This window comes from Candidatus Brachybacter algidus (assembly GCF_016707225.1).
GTDB classification, from domain to species: Bacteria; Bacteroidota; Bacteroidia; order Chitinophagales; family Saprospiraceae; genus Parvibacillus; species Parvibacillus algidus.
In genome coordinates, this window is sequence record NZ_JADJID010000003.1 from 257,383 (window position 1) to 280,248 (window position 22,866).

The following is a 22,866-nucleotide window of genomic DNA, read 5'->3' on the forward strand; positions in this document are numbered from 1 at the left end:
AATTATTTAATAAAAGTAGTGACTTGTTTTTTATATCTGAAAAATATGTACCTGACATACAAAGAATTAATAATTAACCGTTAATCCAATTCCAAAACCCATATCGCTATCGTAATGTGCTCTGACCCCAAAGTTTCTGCCAACAATATATTTTAATCCACCCATATATTCTTTGTCCGAATTGATCATAAAACTTGCTCTAAACCTTTTAGAAACAGGAATATCCTCTCTCATTAATTGGATTCTTACATTTCCGTCTTGATAAACCTCTGCTTGAAATATTAATAACATGGGAAGCGTATATTCAAATCCTGCACTTATCATCGCCCTATTGTCTTTGGTATTTGTCTGTCCAAAAAGCGTTGTTTCTGTTTCACCTTCTTCTAATTTTCTGTAGCGCCAGTCAAATCCTATGAAAGGCATGAACCATTGATTCCTGCCAATATACCGCCCTAAATGTGTTTCTGTTTCATAACCGTGATCGTCATGATGCCCAAGTCTCCATTCTGTTCCCAAAGCCCACCTGGTATTTTGAAACATGATCATTCCGTCATTGCCATTTGTTGCAAAATCATTTTCGACCATAAAATGTACCTTATTACTTTCTCTTTGTAACTTATTGTAAGCTCTTTTTTTATTAGGCAAATAAGGATTTGGCGCAGAGTTTTCATAGCTAAATGCACGATTCATCCCTGCCATCATATGATATAATATATGACAATGGAAGAACCAGTCACCATCTGCATTAGCTTCGAACTCTATAGTATCAGTTTCCATAGGCATAATATCAATGATATTTTTTAATGGTGCATAAGCTCCCTGTCCATTTATAACCCGGAAATCATGACCATGCAAATGCATGGGATGTCTCATCATACTGTTGTTAAACATGATGATCCGGACTACTTCACCTTGTTTTATCATGATCTTGTCTGATTCAGCAAGCACCTTATTGTCTAGACTCCATACATACCGGTTCATATTTCCTGTAAGTTCGAATTGCAATTCTCTTATCGGAGCATTTTTGGGAAGAGATGTCTTATATGGCGCTTTTAACATCGCGTAATTTAAAGTGACAATATCACTTTTCATTTCATGGTCCATGGATGAATGATCCATATCTGATCCTTCCTTTGCTTTTTTATTCATGTCCATATCCCCGGAAACCTCTGGATACATGACAGTATTCATATCCATCTGCTGGAGAGACATGTTCATACCCATGTCATCCATATCGCCGTTCAAGCGCATCATATCATTCATCATCTTCATGCCCTCAAAATATTTCAGTTTAGGCATCGGTGAAATAAGTTGTTTAATCCCGTTTCCAATATAAATTGAAGCAGATTTAGTTCTGTCTTCAGGTGTCACAAGCAACTCATAAGAAGTTTTATCCTGAGGTATTGATACTACAATATCATATGTTTCTGAAACACCAATGATCAACCTATCAACTTCCACAGGTTCAACATCAAGGCCGTCACTTGCCACTACGGTAATTTTACCTCCCGCATACTTAATCCAAAAGTAGGATGATGCACCGGCATTGGCTATACGAAGTCTTACTTTGTCCCCGGCTTTCAGATTTTTCAAAGTTTTATCAGATGATTCATTGAATCCATTTATTAAAAACTTATCATAATATACATCACTGACATCCATAGCCAACATACGCTTCCACTCATTGGTAACTTTAGTTTTAAAATGTCCTGCACTTATAGCTTCAGCATAAGACTGAGTCGTCCCCTTTTTAATAGCAAACCAATCGGTGGCATTGTGTAACATCCTGTGGACATTATCAGGGTCGTAGTCGGTCCACTCACTCAAGATGAGTGGAATAACAGGAAGGTCATCAATTCCCTTTCTAAACCTTGAATCATCATCTCTTTTTTTAAGAACTAAGGATCCATACATTCCAATTTGTTCCTGAAACCCTGTATGGCTGTGATACCAATGTGTTCCATTTTGAATTATTGCAAAACGGTATATAAAGGTTTCACCCGGCTTGATGGGTTTCTGAGTTAAATAAGGAACACCATCCTCCTTATTAGGCAAGAAAAGTCCGTGCCAATGTATTGAAGTATTTTCTTTCAGTTTATTATGCACCACGATTTCTGCAGTATCACCTTCAGTAAATGTAAGTGTGGGCATAGGGATCTGTCCGTTAGATGCTATAGCACGTCTGCTTTTACCGGTAAAATTGACAATTGTATCAGCCAGTGTCAACTCATATCTGACTACTTTTTGAGCATAAATTATATCACCTGACAGAATCAAAATAATACCGGCAAAGACCTTATTGAAATTGTTTAGTAAGAAGTACATCCATTAGATTTTTATTGTTCTTAATCGAAGTGAATTGCCGATGACAGATACAGAACTGAGACTCATTGCCAATGCCGCTAACATAGGTGATAACAAAATTCCAAAATAAGGATAGAGCAAGCCGGCTGCTACCGGGATTCCGAGGGCATTGTATGCAAAGGCAAAAAACAAATTTTGTCTGATATTTTTCATTACACCGTGACTCAATAATTTAGCCTTGACTATACCTTGCAGATCTCCTTTGATCAGCGTAATCTTGGCGCTTTCTATTGCGACATCAGTACCTGTGCCCATTGCTATACCGATATCAGCCTGAGCCAGGGCAGGAGCATCGTTAATTCCGTCACCTGCCATTGCAACTACCTTCCCTTGTTCCTGCAATTGTTTAATTTCATTCAACTTATCAGCAGGGAGACATCCTGCCTTAAAGGAAGTCAGATTTAATTCCCCGGCTACAGCAGCAGCTGTATTTTCATTATCTCCGGTTAACATTATTACTTCTATTCCCTGATCCATTAAATCCTGAATACTCTTTTTACTTGTTTTTTTAATTGGATCCATTATAGATATATAACCTTTTAACATGCCATTCATCGAAATATAAGATACCGTTTTACCCAATTTTTGTTCCTCTTTAATTCTATTCTCAGCATCTTCAGGACTATTTATATTAAATTGATCCATTAATTTTTTATTCCCAAATGCAACATTAACTCGATCCACAACACCAGTGACACCTTTACCTGATATTGAATTAAAGTCTGCTACTTCTGACAATGTAATATTTTTACTTTTAGAATATTCCAGGAATGAAAGAGCTAATGGATGTTCACTATTCTGACTTAGGGAAGCTATACTTGCCAGCATGGAGTTTTCATCCTGATCAAAGGATACTATCTTATCTACAGACGGCTTTCCGGCAGTGATTGTTCCCGTCTTGTCGATAATCAAAACATCCAATTTGTCCATTTTTTCCAAGGCTTCTGCACTTTTAATTAAAATTCCGGATTGAGCACCCTTGCCCACACCTACCATTACAGACATCGGTGTTGCAAGCCCCAATGCGCAAGGGCAGGCTATAATTAATACTGCCACTGCATTGATGAAGCCGTACACCATAGAAGGAGGAGGGCCATAATAATACCAGATAAAGTAAGTAGCAACAGCAATTAATACTACTGCCGGGACAAAATATTTTGAAATACGGTCAGCCAGATTCTGGATAGGTGCTCTTGATTTGCTGGCATCACTCACCATTTGAATGATCTGGGCCAGTAAAGTGTCTGACCCGACTTTTTCAGATTGCATAATAAAAGAACCTGTACCATTGATCGTGCCGGAATTAACAGGATCACCAATTTGTTTTTCGACAGGGATCGGTTCTCCGGTTATCATTGATTCATCAATGCTGCTGTGACCCGAATGGATTTTACCATCGACGGGAATCTTATCCCCCGGCTTTACTCTCAACATATCCCCGGCTTTAATATCATGAATGGATATGATCGTATCCCGGCCATCTTGTACTAAAGTAGCTTCTGTGGGAGCCAGTTTTATTAGTTCTCTTAAAGCACCGCTGGTCCGGCTATGAGCTTTTGCTTCAAGCAACTGCCCAAGTAAGGCCAGGGTCAAAATGACTGACGTTGCTTCAAAATACAGTGCCACAGTGCCATGATGCGATCTGAATTCAGCCGGAAAAATATCACTGAAAAATAAACCTGCCAGGCTGAACAAAAACGCAACTCCTGTGCCAATGCCAATTAACGTAAACATGTTTAGGTTCCAGGTAATTATTGATCTCCAGGCCTTCATAAAAAACATATTGCATGCATAAAATACTACAGGTATTGTAAGGATAAACTGAACCCAATTCCAACCCTGCATATGCATGATTTTAAGCAAAGGGCTATCAGGCAACATCTCCATCATGGCAATAATGAAAACAGGAAGTGTAAATACCACTGCAACTTTCATCTTTTTTAGCAGTCTTTGATAAGTTTGATTGTCTGCATTTTCTTCAGGTTTCATTGGAACAAGATTCATGCCACAGATGGGACAGGAGCCGGGACCATCCTGCACTATTTCGGGATGCATAGGGCAGGTATACTGTTGAATTTGGGCAACGACAGGCGCCTGAACCAGATCCATACCACAGATCGGACAGTCACCCGGTACATCATAAGTTTTATCACCTTCGCAATGCATGGGGCAATAATATTTACCACCGGAACTTGATGGCACAGGCTTTGATTTAGGAGAGGACACCGGAGTGCCTTCTGTTAATTTGTCAACCGGAACAAAACCTTCCTCATTTATTTGATATTTGCTTTCCTTTCCACCCAGAGCTTCCTGCATAATGGCTAACGGTACATGTGAGTCCATTGTAATAATTCCTGAATTTTCGTCTTTTGACACTATTACTTCAGTGATGTGATCTACATTTAAAAGAGAGGACTTTACTTTCGCTTCGCAACCGGAACAGGTCATTCCGGTAATAATATATTTATGTTTCATTTATACTTTAATTTTTAAAACTCAGCGTATGCCTTGTTATTTAAATAAGAAGGATCATTTAAGGTCTTTAAAAAATCAATTAAATCCGATTTCTCTTGTGGCGAAAGCATTAAACCATTTGTGATTGTTGGCACTATTAATGGTGACACAGTAGAAGACATTTTGACCCCTGTGTTATAATGATCAATTACTTCCTCCAAAGTTTTAAATCTACCATCATGCATATACGGAGCTGTTAAGGCTACATTTCTCAGTGATGGATCCTTAAATGTAGCCCGGTCTGCTGCTGATAGAGTAACTTTTTCTCTGCCAAAATCCATAAATTGTTCATCTGAATCTAAGCCGTTATTCATAAATTCCCCATTTTCAAAATTTGGACCACTATGACAATGTTGACAATCAGCTCCGGATAATTCCGGAAAGAATGGATTAAATTCTGTGAAAAATAATTTTCTACCTCTTTCCTCGCTTTCAGAAAGTTGTACGAGACCTTTTTGAAATTGATCGAATTTTGAGTCAAAGGACACGATTGTCATCATAAATTGCTCCAACGCTAAACTAACCTTGTGGCTTGATATTTCAGAGGTACCAAAAGCTCTAATAAACTGGTCTGTGTATTGCTTCGAATTGGAAAGTTTTTTCACCATATTTTCCAGCGACTCATTCATCTCCAATGGATCCTGAATGGGCATTAATGACTGAGCTCTGAGGGTAGCAGCCCTGCCATCCCAAAAGAAGCCATTATTGTGCCAGGCAAGATTAAAAATCGGCATTGCCTGCCTGTTACCAAATAATCCTTCTACACCTTTGGAGAATTGATTTTCATCTGAAACTCCGTTTGCTTGAACATGGCAACTAGCACAAGAGATGCTGCCATCTTTTGCTAATAATTTATCATAAAAAAGCATCTTCCCCAATTTAACACCTTCGATAGTTAAGGCATTATCACCAGGCAAAACCGGCGCATCAAAATTGTCAGGATATTCTATTACATAAGGGACCGGATCATATTTTACCGTCAATTCATCGCTCCCACAATTGTAAAAAGTAATTGTTATTAAAATAAATATCCAAACTGAAATTTTTAGTTTAGAGTACTTAAATATTTTGTTCATATTAAATAAAATATTAATTTGAAATAATTTTATTTGACCCAAATGTTCGGGTTATTGTCAAAAACTTATTTAACCGGAGTATTTATTTACACCGGTTAAATATTATTGTCGACAAAATCAGGTTATGGATTAATAACAGTTGACCTGTAACTTACTTTTCCATTTTGTATCAGCTCTATAAAATACAGCCCCCGCATTTGCAGGTTCAGATCATTGTTCAAGCCGGGTTTGTTTATCTCAAGTGCCATTTTACCGGAAGAGTCAAATACCCTTATCTTCGAATTGATCATTTGATCTGAATTCAATTTTACAATAGTGCTCCCATTCACCATAGGATTAGGAGTAACTACCAACTTACCAATGCTTAAGTCTTTACGCGAGGCGCTGGATTGAGTTGCGGTAAATACATTATTGTTGAAATTAAATAATAAAGGTATAGCCTCTTTCGTCGATCCATGCACTATGAGGTTTTTGTTTATATTAATATCCTTCAATCCCTGTGTGTAATCCGCGTCAAGTTCAATGATCAGAACTCCGTTGTCATCATTTCCTCCTGTCACTATTGTAGTACTTTTATAAAGATTGTCACCTAAACCATGGATCTGATAGTCAAACTGTAAGTTTGAGCCGGATTTACCTTCTATAGCAACAAACCTGTATCCTGATGCCCAGCCCCAGTGCATCTCTGGAAACTTAGGCGCTAGTGCATGACTGGAAGGCCAGAGAGACGGGTCTGCATGATTATTAGCACTGTCAACTCCAATGTAAAATGAGATTGAATCAAGGGTTTCTATGTGTAGATTGCCTAGAAGTACGTCAACATCTTCCCCTTTAGTAACTAAAATATAGACATCTGAAAGATCGTGAATTTCACCCCCATCATGATGTAACTTTATGCCGGAAATAAAATAATCTAATCTTGAAAAGTTAAATTGATTTCCCAGATTATTGCCTGCATTCTTACCTATAGCAAATTGTTCATCTCCGAGAAAGTGATTTATTTTGAGGTAAGTATTTTTCTGACCATAAGAACTACCTGTCATTGCAAGTAATATAAAAAGTATTTTATATATGTTTTTCATGTTTTTTTTGTTTTGATTATTTACTTTATTGTTTCCACTGTTTTACCGCATGTCATCATCTGAGAGCCGTAATACGGGTTTTTGATTGCATTTTCCTTACTCAACCAATTGGCACCTTTTCCATCGTTAAACATTGGGCAATGCTGATAATACACCGGAGATTCGGGATCAGAGACTTTGATCAACTTATACATATTGGATGATAGCCTTTGGAAAGCGTCTCTTTGTTTATCAATGCTTTTTGCAGAAGAAATATTTTGAGCATCAATCTGAAGATCTTTCATAGTTTTCATCCATACCATATGTACTTCCTCAGAAAGCTGATTCATTTCTACTTTATTTAAAGCCGACATGAGTTCTTTCGCGTGAGCTGCAGTATTTGCTTTATTAGTAGCAACCAAAGCATCTTTAACTTCAAAATAATGTGTAAATACCGCTTTCAATCCACCATCCGATAATTGTTGCGGAACTTGCTCAGTTATTTTTGCTTTCGGTTTCTCTTCCATTTTCCCGGATTCCATTTCAATGTGGTTCATATGGACGTCATGTTTTTCAGGTGCAGAAGATTTCTCTTCAGATTCTACTTTTTTAACCCTGTCGTATTGACAACATCCATGAAGTGAGGTATAAACATCATCCGGGGCGAGGAATTCATCGTTGTCGTAACCGGCCAAAGCGATTCTTTTTAAAATTTCGCTCCTGGTTGTTTTTTCGGAATCGTAAGTCAAAGTAGCTATTTGGGTCGATTCATCCCAATCAACTTTGGCTATTTTTTTAACATTTCCGGCTTTCTCGATTGTGGTTTCACACATTCCGCAATTGCCGTATATTTTGACTGATTCAGTTTTAGAGTTATTTATTTGTGCATTACATGCATTAAGGGATAGCAATATTGACATTGCTATCAATAGATTACCTATTGATTTCATTATAATTATTTAATGTGAAAAAATTGTATGAAAGGTGACTACATACTTAAAAGGACAGACCTGTGGCTGTCAAGATTAGAGCAGGCTTATCTTAGGAGGTAACCAACTGGAGAGGAATCCAGCGGAAAGATGAATATCCGGGCAATAAAAGTTAAGTTTTAAAAAGTCCACTTTAGCCAGGCCGAGATCAACTTCTTGTATTGCTGGAAGTGTAAATGGCGCAGAAAAATTAGGACACTTACAGGAGGAATTTTTGCATTTGCCATTGCAACCGGAGGTATCGGAGCAGCATCCTTTATTTTTTTCGCCACAACATGAATTGGAATCTGATTTTACTTTCTTTTTACTGCAACAGGATTTTGATCCTTCTTTTTCACTGACTGAACATGATTTTTCTTCAGTATTGTGTCCGGAACCACATGCAGAAATCACACCCGGTGATAGCACCAGATTTAATATTAGCAAGAGAATGTAGCAGTTTTTAGACATGTTTTGCAAAGATAGTCAATTCTATTAAAGTGTAAACAAGAATTAAAGTTCAATAATGATGGAGTAGACCTCTGGTTGGTTGCAAAAATGGCAAATTAAAAATGAAAAATAATTTAGATAATACTCAAACATCAATAACCACAACCGGCCTTATGAACAACGGGGGGCTGTTTTTTTCCTACCCCCCCCAAGTTAATATTGAAAATTATTTTTTGGATAGACCTAAATAATTTAACACCTTAATCATTCACATAACAACCCTGCAATTATAAATAAAATCAAACCTTGGAAGCAGGGAGTTAAAAATATTTTTATAAGAGACCCACATTGAAATCAATTTGTAAATATTTTATATTTCTTTTCGATTTCAAAATTAAAACTGATTTTGTATGCAAAAAATATGCAAATAAAAAAGGGTTTCAAGACAAAAACCTCAAAACCCTTGTGAGAGTAGTGGAGAATACCGGGCTCGAACCGGTGACCTCTTGCCTGCCAGGCAAGCGCTCTAGCCAACTGAGCTAATCCCCCTCGTATTATATACGTTCGATTAAAGGTATGTTTTTTACGACCATTTGAACGGTATTTCTTAATCTTTCTTCCAATAAGACAATTTTACCCTTCGTCAAACTCTTCAGTACTTCCTCCTGATAATGGCGAATAGTAATGAGTTCCATGTCATTTTCTACAGTGACAGAATATTCTTTGTCAAGTATGGCTTTAAGTTTTTCGATCTTTTCCGGAAGGTCTGGAACACATACCGTAAAACTGATGGCCGTATTCCGCATCATGTTGATGAATATCCTCAATTCAGCAAATGTCTTGAACAAATATGCCATGTGATGCTCTACTACAAATGAAAAATCGCGTGTGGCTATGTGCAATAATGTCTGGTTTCTTTCCAATACAACAATGGGAGGATAGTGATCATCCACGTCAGGACCGATGTATGTTCCTTCGATAGTCGGATCAATAAAACTTTGAACGTAAAGTGGAATATTCTTATTCTGCAATGGCTTGATAGTCTTCGGGTGGATGACCGATGCACCATAGTAAGTCATTTCAATGGCTTCCTTATAGGATAGCCTGGATAATTTCTGGACATTTTTAAATAAGCGAGGATCAGCAGTCAACACACCTTCCACATCTTTCCAGATGATCATCTTCACTGCATCAAGGCAATAAGAAAGAATGGCCGCAGTAAAATCTGACCCTTCCCTACCCAAGGTTGTAGTCTGGTTATCATCCGTAGATCCAATAAATCCTTGCGTGATGACAAACTTTCCTGCATCCAATAAAGGAGTTAGCGTAGTTTCTACCAATCTTTCTGTGTCTTCCCACAAAATTTGAGATTCACGATACGTGGCGTCAGTCCTGATGATATCTCGCGCGTCAACCCATGCTGTTGGAATTCCTATTTTATTAAGATAGGAGGCAACGATTCTAGTGGAAAGCAACTCTCCGACACTGACCATTTGATCATAGATGTAATCATAGTCATGCTTGGGCTCTTCTTCGACAATCCAGTCGATCTCCACAAAAAGGTCGTTGACAAGCGCATACACCTCATCTCCAGGTTCGAATAATCCATCTATCAAACCGAAATGATGTCTTCTGACCACTTCGATCTTCTCACGGACATCAGCCTGTTTGTTGAAATAAGCATTCATTACATCTTCCAGATGGTTGGTCGTCTTGCCTGAAGCAGAAATGACGATGACTATTCGTTCTTCCTGACGTGAAGCCAAAATACCGGCAACATTTTTGATGCCATCGACGTCTTTTATAGACGCTCCACCGAACTTAAATACGTTGGTTTGTTTTTTCATTATCCGAAAAGCTCTGTGTTTTTACACGGAATAAAGTGCAAAAAACTGAAATAATATCAACTTATTGTAAGAAGTCAATAAATAAATTTTGAAAAGTCAAATTTCCGGAAGCTTTATTCGAAGTTGAATAAGAAAGATTGAGGTATATAAACAGTATGTTGCTTAGTGTCTTTTATAATAATTTTATCAATGATCATAGAAAAAGGTTCTATCCGATCCTTAATTTCTTCAAATGGGTATTCACTTGTCTCATCCCAATAATAAGATTTATTTAATTTTTTACCATCAAAATAGGTAAACCTCATGCATACAATATCATACTTCTTTGGACCATCAAAATAAGATATTTTATGCTCTAAAATGCCTTTCAAATATTCCATTGAAAATACCGGACTGTCTGGCTGAGCGATCATTTTATTCCAATTGATCGATGGATTAATAGTCTCGGTAAGCTCAATAGGCTCTATTGCAGCTGCGAGATATTCGTATTTTGGTTTATTAACTGGATGTATAAAAAGATTCCTTTTCCCTAAAAATATAACAGAATCCAATTCTTCTATAAAATTCGTTGAGGTCTGATATTTAGGTATGTGCGAGATCTTAACTTTGGATATATTACGATAAGCGTTAAGTATAGATTTATTTTCCGCCAATGTTGTATCCAACTTAAGCACTTGGTTTCCATCACCTTTCGTTACCAATTGATATTTAAAATGTGTGATTTTGCTAAATGATGGCACCACGACAGGTGGTCGATAAGCAGGTGCATCCGCTTTAATCGTCAGAATGAGACTATACATTTTATTGTTGGAAGTCTTTAAATAGCAAATTAGTTTGTCCCTGGCTGCCAGGTTAGAAGCAATGTTGATGAATTCAGTATCAGTAAGGCGATCGTGATGTTTTTGATAGGCAAAATCTCTAGTGAAATTATCTTCACCTTTTCTTAAGAATAAATGCCTTTCAGATAATGATCCCAACTGTTTATCCTTTTCGAACAACTGGAATTCGATTTTTCCAAGATTTCTTGCTTCAGATAACCTGATATCTGCAAAAGCAGTATAATTGTCTGTACCTGTTTCAACTAATTTGAACTGAAAAGCACCCCAAAAAAATTGTGTCTCTGCACTAAGAGCGCTTACACAAATTAATATCACTGAAACAGTGAGAAAAAAGGTCTTGCACATAATAATCAATCAATCAACCAGTTAATAGAACATCTCTCTTTCTGGGTCATAGTAGTCTTCAGGTTTAGAACGTGTTCTATACTTCTTGCTATTTTGACGAACAGCATCACCAATAGCTGGAAAAGGTTTAGCTGGTTTTTTAGAAGGATGCTGCAACCAGGCTTCTAATTGATCAAGGATATCGTCTACTGTTTTCGATTTAGCCAGCATTTTGATTAATTGCTGGGCAGCAACAGTTCCAACCAGCTTCATAAGACGGCCTTTGGTGCCTTTGAACAAAAAGTTATCAAGAACAAATGGCACTAATACATCAACTGCAATGGCAATTACATCTATATCATTCTTTTGCTTTTCTGCAGATTCTTCCGGTTTTAACACAAGTGTAGAATTCATATTAAAAATATTAAAGTAAGGATTATAAACTGTTGGGTGACAAGTTTTTCAACTGGATTATTTAAAGTAAATATTTAGCTTATATAAAAACATAAAAAGTACCGGAAAAAATTATTTCCGATACTTATTATCTTTTTAGTTGGATTCTAAACTTAAGATAGGATTTCGTCAGCAAGATCAGATGTTGACTGAGCATATTCATCTTTCTTTGCACGAATTTTATTAATTCCTTCTAAAACTTTTTCTCTTAAGTCATTAGAAATCTTGTTTGCAGAATCCGTAATTTTAGTGCGGGTTTCTTCCCCTTTTTCAGGTGCAAGCAAAACTCCCAAGGCAACTCCTGCTGCTATTCCTGCAAAAAGTGCCAAAACTGTTTTTCCATTGTCGTTACTCATGATAATAATTTATTTGATTTTATAATTTGATCTATATGCAATGCCAAATTAAACGGATTGATTATTTAATTATTGCAGTGCATACAAACATAAATGTTACATACTTCTTAAATGTTCTAAATTATATTAAAGTTCCAAATTTTAAAATTCTATTTAAACTTAACATCATATTATGATTAAAATATTGGTTTTGCTTTTATGGAATTGGTGAGGAGGTGAGAAAGTGAGAAGGTGGGAAAGTGAAAGGGTGAGAAGGTGAGAAGGTGAGAATTTCTGAATCACGGCATTATAGGATTATCGGAGCAGATTTGTTCGGTAAAGGCCCATGGATTGATGATTCTGATTTCTGAATCACGGATTATTAAGATTACACGGATGGCACAGATTTATATGCGGGAACTAGGCAACTATGGTTTTAATTCAGCACTCAGTTCTGATTCTGATTACTGATCACTGATGATTACTGATTCACTATTTCTTATTGGCACGGATTATTAGGATTACACGGATGGCACAGATTTATATGACTAGGCACATATAGTCTTATTCAGCACTCAATGGTTGATTTCGATTCATTCTTCTGATTACCCTGTGTACGCTGCTGATTACTTATTTCTGAATCACGGATTATAGAGATTACACGGATGGCACAGATTTATATGCGGTAACAAGGCACATATAGTCTTATTCAGCACTCAATGGTTGATTCTGATTCGATTCTGATTTCTTATTGCTGATTACGAACTGACACTGATGATCACTGATCACTGATCACTGATCACTGATTACTGATTACTGATTACTGATCATCCCATCACTCTATGTTTTCATCGGACAATCCATTGCATACATCTGTTTTTTACAATATATTATCGTAAAGATAGTACTAAGTAATACATAATACTATATCTTTGTATTATCTTTGTACCATCACGGATAAGAAATTAAATTAAGCAAGATTTAAGGTGATATTTAATATTAAACAACAAAATCAAAAATCATGATATGAGTACCAATGAAATGCATGAAAAAGAAACTTTAAAAGTCGAGAACACAAAGGCTCAAATGCGCAAGGGCGTATTAGAGATGTGTATCTTAGGAATAATTTCGGGAGAGGAATTATACACCACCGATATTATCAATAAACTCAAAGAAAATGAACTGCTTGTAGTTGAAGGAACGGTATATCCACTTCTTACTAGACTCAAAAATGGAGGATTACTAGAATATTCATGGAAGGAAAGCAATAGTGGGCCACCAAGAAAATATTATAAAATCACTGCTGCAGGTGAAACACTTCTGACAGAATTACTCGAAAGCTGGAATCAATTAGTAAAAGTCGTCTCTCAAACTACAAAAAACATTAAAGATCATGAATAAGACCATAAATATTAATCTCGGAGGCTTCCCATTTACAATGGACGAAATGGCATTCGACCTACTAGAACGTTATATTTCTTCTATCAAAAATCATTTTGCATACTCAGATAGTTATCAGGAGATCATTACTGATATCGAAATAAGGTTGGGTGAATTATTGCAGGAAAAAACTGAAACAAAATCCATAGTTACGACTGCTGATGTAGAATTTGCCATAAAAACAATGGGTAGACCTGAAGAATTTGGTGCGGAATCCATAGATCTCCCTGGTGAAGATTTCGATACAAGTAATCAAAGTAAACAATCCGGACGAAAAACAAGCTCGACCAGAAAACTTTACAGAAATATTGCCGAGAAAAAAATTGGAGGTGTATGTGCAGGAATAGCTGCTTACTTCGGCATACAAAACGTGATGTGGGTAAGGCTTGCTTTTATAGCATTTACTGTGACAGGAGGATTTGCCGTGCCATTATACATTATCATGTGGATATTTATTCCGGAAGCTAAGACATCAGCAGATTATCTTGCTATGAAAGGTGAAAAAATCACTGTGAGTAATATTGCAGAATATCTTGAAAAAGAGATCAACAATTTTTCTTCAAATTTAACTGAGTTTACTGATGATATCTCTGAAAGATTGGGGGGTAGCGGAAAAAAGTCTTTCAGGGCCGCAGGTCCAAATATTGATCTGGAACGAAATATCAAAATTGGTGCTGCCAAAATTGTTGGTTTTTTTAGACCATTAGTAGTTATAATAGGCGCTTTATTATTGTTGATTTTTGCAGGAGTATGGATCTCAATGATTGTTGGATTTGTTTTAGCTTCGCCAATTCTACAATTTATCAGCTCCTCCTCACCTGTCGTTAATTTCATTGCTAGCGTCAACAGCTTTATAATTCTGGGAGTACCACTTGCTTTCATAGTTTTTTCAGCACTTAAATTGGTTTTCAAAACACGCATTAGCAGGAATCTAAAGCAAAGCTTGTTGGTTTTCTGGTTATCGAATCTGGTTTGTTTCGTAATATTAGGAGCCACTACTTTCAAGGAATACAGCAATGCTGACACGCAGGAAGTTAAGCAAGATTTGGGAGGTTTGAAAAGTGAGATCGTTGCCCTCAAAACGATAGATGGAAATGATGATAATGCGCACATCCAATTTGGCGATCTTAAAATAGCCAATGATGACAAACTGCAGATCAACCATGAACTCAAATTGAATATATTTCCTGCTGAGTCTCAGCAATGGTCTGTGACCAAAAGAATTAAATCACGAGGCAGTAACAGTAAACAGGCTAAGATCAATGCAGACTGTGTAGAATATGTAATTGTTCCTTTGAACGATCACGAATTGGAAATACCTAGTTTTTATACAATTGACAAAGATTGTAAATATAGATTTCAACAAGTAGAAGTGGACCTTTTCGTTCCGATAGGCAAAATTATTACTATATCAAGAGAGCTGGAGTGGAAACTTGGAAGCATTGCGTATGACAAAAACCAAATGAAAGACGGTTGGAAATATATAGAAGGTAAACAATACAGAATGACAGCTGCCGGCCTTCAATGTGCCAACTGCACTGAGTCTGAGCTTAGATCTATGGTAGAACAGGAAAGTTATGAGGACTACATTTCAAATGAAGATATTCCACAAGATGCTTTGTTACAAAGCATTGACAATAAGGCAGATATCAACTTTGACAAAAATCGTGAATTATTAATAAGTTTTGATAAGATCATAGGTGCAGGTGGAGATAAAATGAAATTTGAAAAGATTGATTTTAATGTTGACCAAAGCAGTGATTCCATGATTCATATTTTGAAAAAATTAAAATTCTATGGAACACGTAATGTTTCCAGTGAAAATTTCGACCAATACTATGCTTTCAAGCAAAGTGGCAATGAATTTATATTTTCGAACGCAGCATTTATTAATAGAGATCTCAAAGCAATAAATCCTTCAATGGAAGTAACTTTATTGTTGCCTGTAGGAGCAAAAATCAGGTTTGATGATAATGTTAATGGTTTTGATTCACAAATAAAGTACGATAGAGACGAAATACCAGGTAATTGGCGTTTTGTAAAAAATGAGTTGCTACTCATGGGTCCAAAGGGACTAAAATGTATCAACTGTAACTAAAATCTATAAATGGACGAACAAAAACACACCACCACAGATAAAATTCTGTGGTGGCTTTCTTCAGCTGACGCTGAACTATTAGACGGAAACAGATCGGAACAAAGAAAATTTAGTTTGATAGGTCTTTCAATATTATTTACATGGATCTTTGCAACTGCTGTTTGGGCATATTTCTTTAGCACTGTGGTTGATAATGTATTGATTGTCTTACTTGGAGGACTCCTCATGGGAGGAATTGTACTTACTATTGACAGAGTTTTGATCGCAGGAATGCAGGGTACGGGACAGAATAAAAAAACTGGACCCATCATATTTAGAGTTGCCCTAGCTTTGTGTTTAGGAGCATTTATGGCTCAACCAGCTCTATTGTATCTTTTTAAGAAAGACATTGATGTACAGTTGACTTTTGATCAGGAAGTAAAGAAGCAGCAGACAGTGGCAGAAGTAAAGCGTTCATTATTACCTCAAATGGCTCCTTTATTGGCCCAACGTGACTCTTTGGCCGGTATTCAGAATGCGCTTGACACGCAAACACTAAAATTAAGGTCTTCCTTTCTGGCTGAAACGGATGGATCCGGAGGAACAGGAAAGGTAGGTATAGCAGCCATTGCAAAAGCAAAAAAAACTGAATATGATCTTGCATTGCAGCAATCCACCCTATTTAAGTCCTCTTCTACCCCACTACTTAATAAGATCAATACTGAGTTGGATACGCTCACAAAAATCCAGAATAATAAAATCGCAGCTTTTGACAAACAAGCTGGTGATGGATTTTTAGCGAGAATAGAGGCATTACAGCACTTAATCGAAGCAAATGTGGCGTTGAGGTGGAGGTACTTCCTCCTGCTTTCCATTATAATGTTAATCGAACTGGCTCCAATATTGAGTAAGCTATTGCTAAATACTACTGTTTATAATCAAAGATTGGTCCTCGAAGAAGGATATTTATTAAATTTAGACAGAGAAGTTTTTGAAAAGAAATACAGCGAAGCAAAAAAATATGCAGATGCTATGCATCAATCTAATTTGGAATCCATCAATAAAATCTTTGATCAAACCAATGAGCTGAAAGATGATATAGATAAAAAGCCAATGAACGATTACGAATTGCACAATCGCGGCCCGGCCACTGTCAATGGATTATTAGCTCATATGAAAAAGACTGTGCTTGGGAAGCATACGTAGTTTTTAGCTACCATTAACCACTGAAACAATTAGTGCACAAGATTGAGTATAATTATGTTTGTGTAGCAGAAGGATTAAAACGCATATTACCATAAAATAAAATGGAGATTCTGTAGGGACAGGTCGCGACCTGTCCCTACAGAATCTCCATTTTATTTTAAACATACCTGCATTATAATATCAATTAATACGAAACGCAAATATAAACAAGACCAATTATATAATTCCATTTCGTAGAAGTCATGCAATTAATTAAGATCAAGCTTTGATGGCTCATCCATTATTTTGGCAGATTCCTCCCTTCAGTCGGAATGACAAAACATTTGTTTTGAGGGGGTATAAAATGGGGTGGCTGCGCCACCCCATTTTATACCCAATCCCATCGACATAAAGTCTTTCCGAGCGAAGCGAGGAATCTTTATTCGCTAAGTCTTTTCTTTTTCCCTTTGTGCAAATTGTTATAAACACCCCGATACCAAATAGTCTATTTAAATTTTAAATCTTTTCATTTTAACTTAAAGGTTTCACCCGCACTGAATAGCAATCGGAGTTTCATTCTGATTTCTGATTTCTAATTTCTAATTTTATTGATATCAAGAGCTTTACATTTATCGAATTCCTCTGAAAATTCAGTTCCTACTCAGCACATAAATATAATGATGCATGAAGTTTGGAAATAATCTTAAGCTGCTTTTGTGCTTAACTTGCAACCCCAAATTCTTAAATACCTGTTCATAATGTTTATTCGATCTGAAATTTAATGGAACAGGAATGTCCTCTTTTAACTTATTGAGGATAAAATCACTTCCGGATATGTATAATTTATCCAATTGATTGATATACATTTCTTCAGCAATGATAATTGTGCCATTCTGCTTAATAACTCTTTTCAGTTCTTCGACGTATTTCTCAGGGTACTCAGTATGATGCAGACATGCCAATGCTAAGACGTGATCAAAGTAGTTATCTTCAAATGGCAATATTTGACTGCCACTCTGCACAAAACTCAACTGATTATTATTGTTGGAAAGATTGAGGTTCTGGTCCGCAACAATATCCAATCCAACTATTTTCAATGTAGGATTTAAACTGACCAACTCCTTTGCAGTAAACATATTTCCGCAGCCGAAGTCAAGCAACAGCGTATTATTTTTAATATATTTTCCGACTTTTTTCGCCAGCGAAAGCGATCTAAGACGTGATAATTTTTTGTACCAACTTAATTCAGCTATAAACATAACCTATACCAATATTGCATTCATCGTAGAAACGTCAGAAAGATCTACTTGAATATTTTCCATCAATGTAGTAGCGAGTGATAAGCCAACATAATTCACTTTAACCGGAAAAAGTTTATGCTCCCTATCGACCATTACAGCTACTTCCAATTTCTTTGGAATAATATTCATTAATGGTGCGAAAGCATAAAATAATGTTCTACCGGTATTGGCAACATCATCGACCAGAATGATATTTTTATTTTCTAAATGGCTTAACTCAACGTTTTCAAGTAATATCTCATCAGATGTCGGATGAGAGGCATTTACTTTAATTCTTACAACATGAGTTTTTAAAGTGTTGATATTCAATTCAGAAAGATCTTTTGCCAAAATATTTGCTAAGGCATAACCACTATTATTAATACCTAGAAAATATATTTCTTCCTCACCAAGATTCCGCTCCAGGATCTCGATAGATATCCTTTTGATCTTTTGAATCATTTTGCTGGTATTAAGTATTTGCATTATATTTACTTTTCATTAGAAAATCTATTTTTATTCAATGCTCTATCTACAATCAATTCAAGCTAACGTAGCTTTGATTTCACACTGTAAAGAAGGGCTAAATTATAAAAGAATATAGAGCAGATGATTATTTCTCAAATACTTTTTTCTTTACTTCTCGTCTTCGTCTTCAGTAAGGCTTATAAAAGTTATAGCAAAATATACAGAAATATTAACCTGGGCCGGCCTGTAAAGCCATTTAAGAATAAGGACGGCTTGAGAAATATGGTATTGATAGCCTTTGGTCAGCAAAAAATGTTCAAAAGGCCTATTCCGGCAGTCCTTCATTTATTTATTTATGTAGCTTTTGTCATCACACAGTTTGACCTGATGGAACAGATTATTGATGGACTTACCGGCAGTCACAGAGTTTTATCTACCTGGGTAGGTTGGTTCTATCCTTTTATGATAAGTTTCATTGAAGTTCTTTCTGTCCTTGCTTTTATTGCCACAATAATTTTTCTTGCGAGAAGAAACCTTTTAAGGATCCCTCGATTAAACAGCAAAGAACTAAAAGGATGGGCAAAAACGGACGCCAATTTGATCCTGCTTGGAGAAATCTTACTCATCACAGGCATATTCTGCCTCAATGGAGCTGACAAAGCACTTGAGATGAATTACCCTGAGAAATATCATGCAACAGGCTTTTTTGCCATTAATAGCTGGCTGGGACCTATGTTGTTCGGACATATGCCTGAATACTTTCTGCACGTGATCAGCGGATTTGGCTGGTGGCTGCACATTTTCGTAGTATTTGGGTTTATACTCTATCTGCCAACGTCTAAACACTTGCATATTCTTCTTGCCTTCCCAAACACATATCTCACTCAGAATGACCCTAGAGGCAGAATGACCAATATTGAATCTATAGAAGCAGAAGTAAAAGGAATGTTAGGACTTCCACCTGACCCGGTAGTTGAAGAAACTATTGCAGATTTTGGATCACATGATATATTCCAATTGACACAAAAGAATCTATTAGAAGCCTATACATGCACTGAATGTGGTCGGTGCACTAGCGTTTGTCCTGCAAATATAACAGGCAAAAAATTGTCTCCTCGAAAAATCATGATGGATGTGCGGGACAGAATGCAAGAAGTTGGTAAAAACCTTGACAATCCAGCATTTACATCTCAAAGTGGCGAAATAGACAACCCAATTTCTTACAATGATGGCAGAGACTTATTTTCTTACATCGATAAAGAAGAGATACGTGCTTGCACCACTTGTAATGCCTGCGTAGAATCATGCCCTGTTCTAATCAATCCTTTGGACATCATTCTGCAATTAAGAAGATACGAAGTATTAACACAAAGCTCTGGCCCGTCAGATTGGGTACCAATGTATACAGCACTTGAAAACGGTGGATCTCCATGGCAAATGAGTTCTGAGCGCGATGCTTGGATTAAAGAAATATAACAAACAAATAAGAAAGAAATGACAATACCTACGATGGCCGAAATGGTCGCTGAAGGAAAGACACCTGAAATCCTTTTTTGGGTTGGTTGCGCAGGAAGCTATGATGCTCGCGCTCAGAAGGTTTCAGCAGCTTTTGCAAAAATCCTGACAAAGCTGGAAATATCATTTGCCATACTTGGACAAGAGGAAGTGTGCACCGGCGATCCTGCCAGACGTGCCGGCAATGAGTTCATTTTTCAAATGCTGGCCAATCAAAATGTTCAGACCTTGAACGGTTATGGCATTAAAAAAATAGTAGCTACCTGTCCACATTGTTTCAATACTTTAAAAAATGAGTATCCCGATCTAGGGGGTAATTATGAAGTGGTGCATCACACCCAATACCTGAATGAACTTTTAAAGGAAGGGAAACTTAAAATCCAAGGAGGTACATTCAAAGGACAAAAAATAACCTACCATGATTCTTGTTATATGGGTAGGATCAATGGAGAATATGAAGCTCCTAGGGAATTAATGGAAGCATTGGACGTAGATTTGGTAGAAATGAAAAGGAGCCGTAAAAACGGTCTTTGTTGTGGAGCGGGAGGAGCGCAAATGTTTAAGGAAGATGAACCAGGAAGGGAACGTATCAATATTGAACGTAGTGAAGAAATTATTGACACGAATGCATCCATTGTGGCGCTCAACTGTCCATTTTGCAGTACAATGATCTCGGATGGCATAAACGCTAAAGAAAAACAGGATGATGTAGTTATTTACGATATATCAGAAATGATATTAAAGTCAATGTAAAGATATATTAAATTGATTACTAGGTAGTTATTTATTGATTAGACATTTAATCTTGTCTATAACTCAAAAAATTATAAAAATTACAATTTAACTTTTACATTTGCACCACAATTTACGGATTGAGGGCCTATAGCTCAGTTGGTTAGTAGCACCTGACTCATAATCAGGGGGTCCCAGGTTCAAGTCCTGGTGGGCCCACCCCCATTCAAAGGGTTTTGATCTTTATAAATCAAAACCCTTTTTCTAATTCTATGAAAAGCAATCGTATTAAAAATATCATTTTCGATCTTGGCAATGTACTGCTGGATATCGATTATTCACTGACGGCAAAAAGACTTTCTGAAGTCACCGGCTTGGATATAAATAGGTCATTGATGGATCATGGGGAAACATTTAATAAGTTTGAAACAGGCAAGATCCCTTATGTTGTATTCTTCAATTATTTAACTAAGATTTCTGTCAAGACAGCGCTAATCAATGATATGCTGCCTGCCTGGAATGCCATGTTATTAGAAATACAACCATCCACATGGTCTTTTCTAAGATCCATATCTACCCAATATAATTGTTACATATTGAGTAATACCAACGAGACGCACATACAGTGGTTCGATCATTATCTTCAAAAGCATTTTTCAAAAGAAGAATGGTACAATGAATTATTCAAAAAATGTTTCTATTCTCACGAGATAGGTCTTCGCAAACCTGATAGATACTGTTTTGAATATGTGCTGAATAATGAAGGATTGATAGCATCAGAAACTTTATTTATAGATGATACGTTGGAGAATATCGAATCCGCTATAACGTTAGGAATAAACGCAATACATTTTGATAGAAAGAGTCAGGATTTGGAGAGTACCCTACAAAACTATTTGAAGTGAATCGTAAACTAAACATTTTTCTATTAATTCTGGTGACCAACTTGTGCGCATTCAGCCAGGTAAAGGAATCCAAACTTAAACTTACCGGAATTGAATGGCAACTCACAAAATTAGGTTCAGATACTATTATCTTGACTTATCCCGTTACTCTTTCTTTTAAACCAATGAATAATAATAAGGAAAGAAATTTGAGCGGGGACTCCTTCTGCACTTATTATGGCGGAGATTATAAGATAAATGCATCAAAAGGAACGCTTGAGTTAGCAGAATTAATCACCCAGGACATGATGTGCGATAAAGGAAATCAGCAGATGGATAACTTATTTTTTGATAAACTTCAAATGGTAAGCAATTACAAACTGGAAAACAACCTTTTGAAGTTATATTCCGGAGAGAAATTAATTCTGATTTTCAGAAAATTAGATAAAAAGTGAATATGATTTAATAGTTAAAAATATCTAACATGGTCTGCTTGACTAACAAATTATAAAAAAAGCTCATGTTTATAACCTTGATCCCAAAAAAAGTTAGCATTTTTGCGTTTTATTTCAAAAATTAAAATTGAATTAAATGAAAAACACATTCTTCTTCTTATCAGTAATACTATTGTTAGCTTCTTGCGGCGGTAGTAAGAAAGCGAAATCATCCTCAACAGGACTATTTCTAACAGGCACTAAATGGACTGTACTAAAGATCCAGGACGTCATGTCTACAGGTTCGATGAATAGCAGGACTCTTGAACTCACCTTACCTGACAAAAAAGGCACCGGTACTATTTCGGGCAATGGAGGTTGCAATCTCTTCAATGGCGGATATACAAGTGAAAAAGGTACTAAGAAAATACAATTTACAAATATAGCAGCTACTAAAATGATGTGTGGAGAGGACAAGCAAGAACAAAAGTTTTTCAATGCTTTGAACTCAGTAAATTCTTATGAATTATCAGGAAATATCCTGAAACTCTATTCAGGTGGAGAATTATCTCTTACTTTGGAAGGAGTCAATATTGTAAAATAATAATAAGTCAGTTTAA

The 22,866-nt window shown here is 36.4% G+C and carries 20 protein-coding genes and 2 tRNA genes; 9 read left to right on the top strand and 13 right to left on the bottom strand.

Features of this window, described 5'->3' with window-relative positions; translation table 11 throughout:
• Window positions 1–66: 66 nt before the first annotated feature.
• From IPI15_RS10965 to IPI15_RS11015, 11 genes are all read right to left on the bottom strand, one after another.
• Complete coding sequence (locus IPI15_RS10965; protein ID WP_287404185.1) at window positions 67–2,325, bottom strand: multicopper oxidase domain-containing protein; 2,259 nt, start codon at window positions 2,323–2,325, stop codon at window positions 67–69.
• A gap of 3 nt (window positions 2,326–2,328) precedes the next feature.
• Window positions 2,329–4,839 carry a heavy metal translocating P-type ATPase gene (locus IPI15_RS10970; RefSeq protein ID WP_287420318.1) on the bottom strand — a complete coding sequence of 837 codons (2,511 nt, stop codon included), beginning with the start codon at window positions 4,837–4,839 and terminating at the stop codon, window positions 2,329–2,331.
• 14 nt (window positions 4,840–4,853) lie between these two features.
• Window positions 4,854–5,954 carry a cytochrome-c peroxidase gene (locus IPI15_RS10975; RefSeq protein WP_287420320.1) on the bottom strand — a complete coding sequence of 367 codons (1,101 nt, stop codon included), beginning with the start codon at window positions 5,952–5,954 and terminating at the stop codon, window positions 4,854–4,856.
• Window positions 5,955–6,076: 122 nt separating this feature from the next.
• Entirely contained in the window at window positions 6,077–7,036 is a 960-nt protein-coding gene (locus IPI15_RS10980; protein ID WP_287420322.1) for an MbnP family protein, read from the bottom strand.
• A 20-nt stretch (window positions 7,037–7,056) separates the two neighbouring features.
• A complete protein-coding gene (locus IPI15_RS10985) occupies window positions 7,057–7,965 on the bottom strand; it encodes a DUF3347 domain-containing protein (RefSeq protein ID WP_287420324.1) in 909 nt (302 codons plus the stop codon).
• 75 nt (window positions 7,966–8,040) lie between these two features.
• Window positions 8,041–8,454, bottom strand: coding sequence for a hypothetical protein (locus tag IPI15_RS10990; RefSeq protein ID WP_287404172.1), 414 nt, complete (start codon window positions 8,452–8,454; stop codon window positions 8,041–8,043).
• Between the two features lie 454 nt (window positions 8,455–8,908).
• A tRNA-Ala gene (locus tag IPI15_RS10995) sits at window positions 8,909–8,982 on the bottom strand.
• Between the two features lie 5 nt (window positions 8,983–8,987).
• A complete protein-coding gene (locus IPI15_RS11000; protein ID WP_287420326.1) occupies window positions 8,988–10,280 on the bottom strand; it encodes an aspartate kinase in 1,293 nt (430 codons plus the stop codon).
• 113 nt (window positions 10,281–10,393) lie between these two features.
• Complete coding sequence (locus IPI15_RS11005; RefSeq protein ID WP_287420328.1) at window positions 10,394–11,464, bottom strand: hypothetical protein; 1,071 nt, start codon at window positions 11,462–11,464, stop codon at window positions 10,394–10,396.
• Window positions 11,465–11,485: 21 nt separating this feature from the next.
• The gene (locus tag IPI15_RS11010) at window positions 11,486–11,857 is read right to left on the bottom strand and encodes a hypothetical protein (RefSeq protein ID WP_287420330.1); all 372 of its coding nucleotides are present in this window, start codon (window positions 11,855–11,857) and stop codon (window positions 11,486–11,488) included.
• Window positions 11,858–12,009: 152 nt separating this feature from the next.
• Window positions 12,010–12,252 carry a YtxH domain-containing protein gene (locus IPI15_RS11015; protein WP_287404163.1) on the bottom strand — a complete coding sequence of 81 codons (243 nt, stop codon included), beginning with the start codon at window positions 12,250–12,252 and terminating at the stop codon, window positions 12,010–12,012.
• A gap of 1,005 nt (window positions 12,253–13,257) precedes the next feature.
• On the opposite strand from IPI15_RS11015, the gene IPI15_RS11020 reads away from it, so the two are divergent.
• From IPI15_RS11020 to IPI15_RS11030, 3 genes are read left to right on the top strand one after another with little or no spacing between them, the layout of a single operon-like run.
• A complete protein-coding gene (locus IPI15_RS11020; RefSeq protein ID WP_287404161.1) occupies window positions 13,258–13,632 on the top strand; it encodes a PadR family transcriptional regulator in 375 nt (124 codons plus the stop codon).
• Window positions 13,625–15,769 (top strand): PspC domain-containing protein, encoded by a 2,145-nt coding sequence (locus IPI15_RS11025; RefSeq protein ID WP_287420332.1) that lies wholly within the window; start codon window positions 13,625–13,627, stop codon window positions 15,767–15,769. The genes IPI15_RS11020 and IPI15_RS11025 overlap by 8 nt, the downstream gene beginning before the upstream one ends.
• 9 nt (window positions 15,770–15,778) lie before the next feature.
• On the top strand, window positions 15,779–16,954 hold the full coding sequence (locus tag IPI15_RS11030) for a DUF4407 domain-containing protein (protein WP_287420334.1): 1,176 nt from the start codon (window positions 15,779–15,781) through the stop codon (window positions 16,952–16,954).
• Between the two features lie 629 nt (window positions 16,955–17,583).
• Here the strand turns inward: IPI15_RS11030 and IPI15_RS11035 are convergent.
• Window positions 17,584–18,192 (bottom strand): class I SAM-dependent methyltransferase, encoded by a 609-nt coding sequence (locus IPI15_RS11035; protein WP_287420336.1) that lies wholly within the window; start codon window positions 18,190–18,192, stop codon window positions 17,584–17,586.
• A gap of 3 nt (window positions 18,193–18,195) precedes the next feature.
• Complete coding sequence (locus IPI15_RS11040; protein ID WP_287404153.1) at window positions 18,196–18,699, bottom strand: phosphoribosyltransferase family protein; 504 nt, start codon at window positions 18,697–18,699, stop codon at window positions 18,196–18,198.
• 123 nt (window positions 18,700–18,822) lie between these two features.
• On the opposite strand from IPI15_RS11040, the gene IPI15_RS11045 reads away from it, so the two are divergent.
• The 6 genes from IPI15_RS11045 to IPI15_RS11070 all read left to right on the top strand — a co-directional run bounded on the left by IPI15_RS11045 (window position 18,823) and on the right by IPI15_RS11070 (window position 22,850).
• The gene (locus IPI15_RS11045) at window positions 18,823–20,157 is read left to right on the top strand and encodes a 4Fe-4S dicluster domain-containing protein (protein ID WP_287420338.1); all 1,335 of its coding nucleotides are present in this window, start codon (window positions 18,823–18,825) and stop codon (window positions 20,155–20,157) included.
• A gap of 18 nt (window positions 20,158–20,175) precedes the next feature.
• A complete protein-coding gene (locus IPI15_RS11050) occupies window positions 20,176–20,949 on the top strand; it encodes a (Fe-S)-binding protein (RefSeq protein WP_287404149.1) in 774 nt (257 codons plus the stop codon).
• Window positions 20,950–21,072: 123 nt separating this feature from the next.
• Window positions 21,073–21,147: transfer RNA gene (locus IPI15_RS11055), tRNA-Ile, on the top strand.
• Window positions 21,148–21,200: 53 nt separating this feature from the next.
• On the top strand, window positions 21,201–21,833 hold the full coding sequence (locus IPI15_RS11060; protein ID WP_287420340.1) for an HAD family hydrolase: 633 nt from the start codon (window positions 21,201–21,203) through the stop codon (window positions 21,831–21,833).
• Complete coding sequence (locus tag IPI15_RS11065; protein ID WP_287420342.1) at window positions 21,830–22,267, top strand: META domain-containing protein; 438 nt, start codon at window positions 21,830–21,832, stop codon at window positions 22,265–22,267. The genes IPI15_RS11060 and IPI15_RS11065 overlap by 4 nt, the downstream gene beginning before the upstream one ends.
• A 136-nt stretch (window positions 22,268–22,403) precedes the next feature.
• Window positions 22,404–22,850, top strand: coding sequence for an META domain-containing protein (locus IPI15_RS11070; RefSeq protein WP_287404143.1), 447 nt, complete (start codon window positions 22,404–22,406; stop codon window positions 22,848–22,850).
• Window positions 22,851–22,866 lie beyond the last annotated feature (16 nt).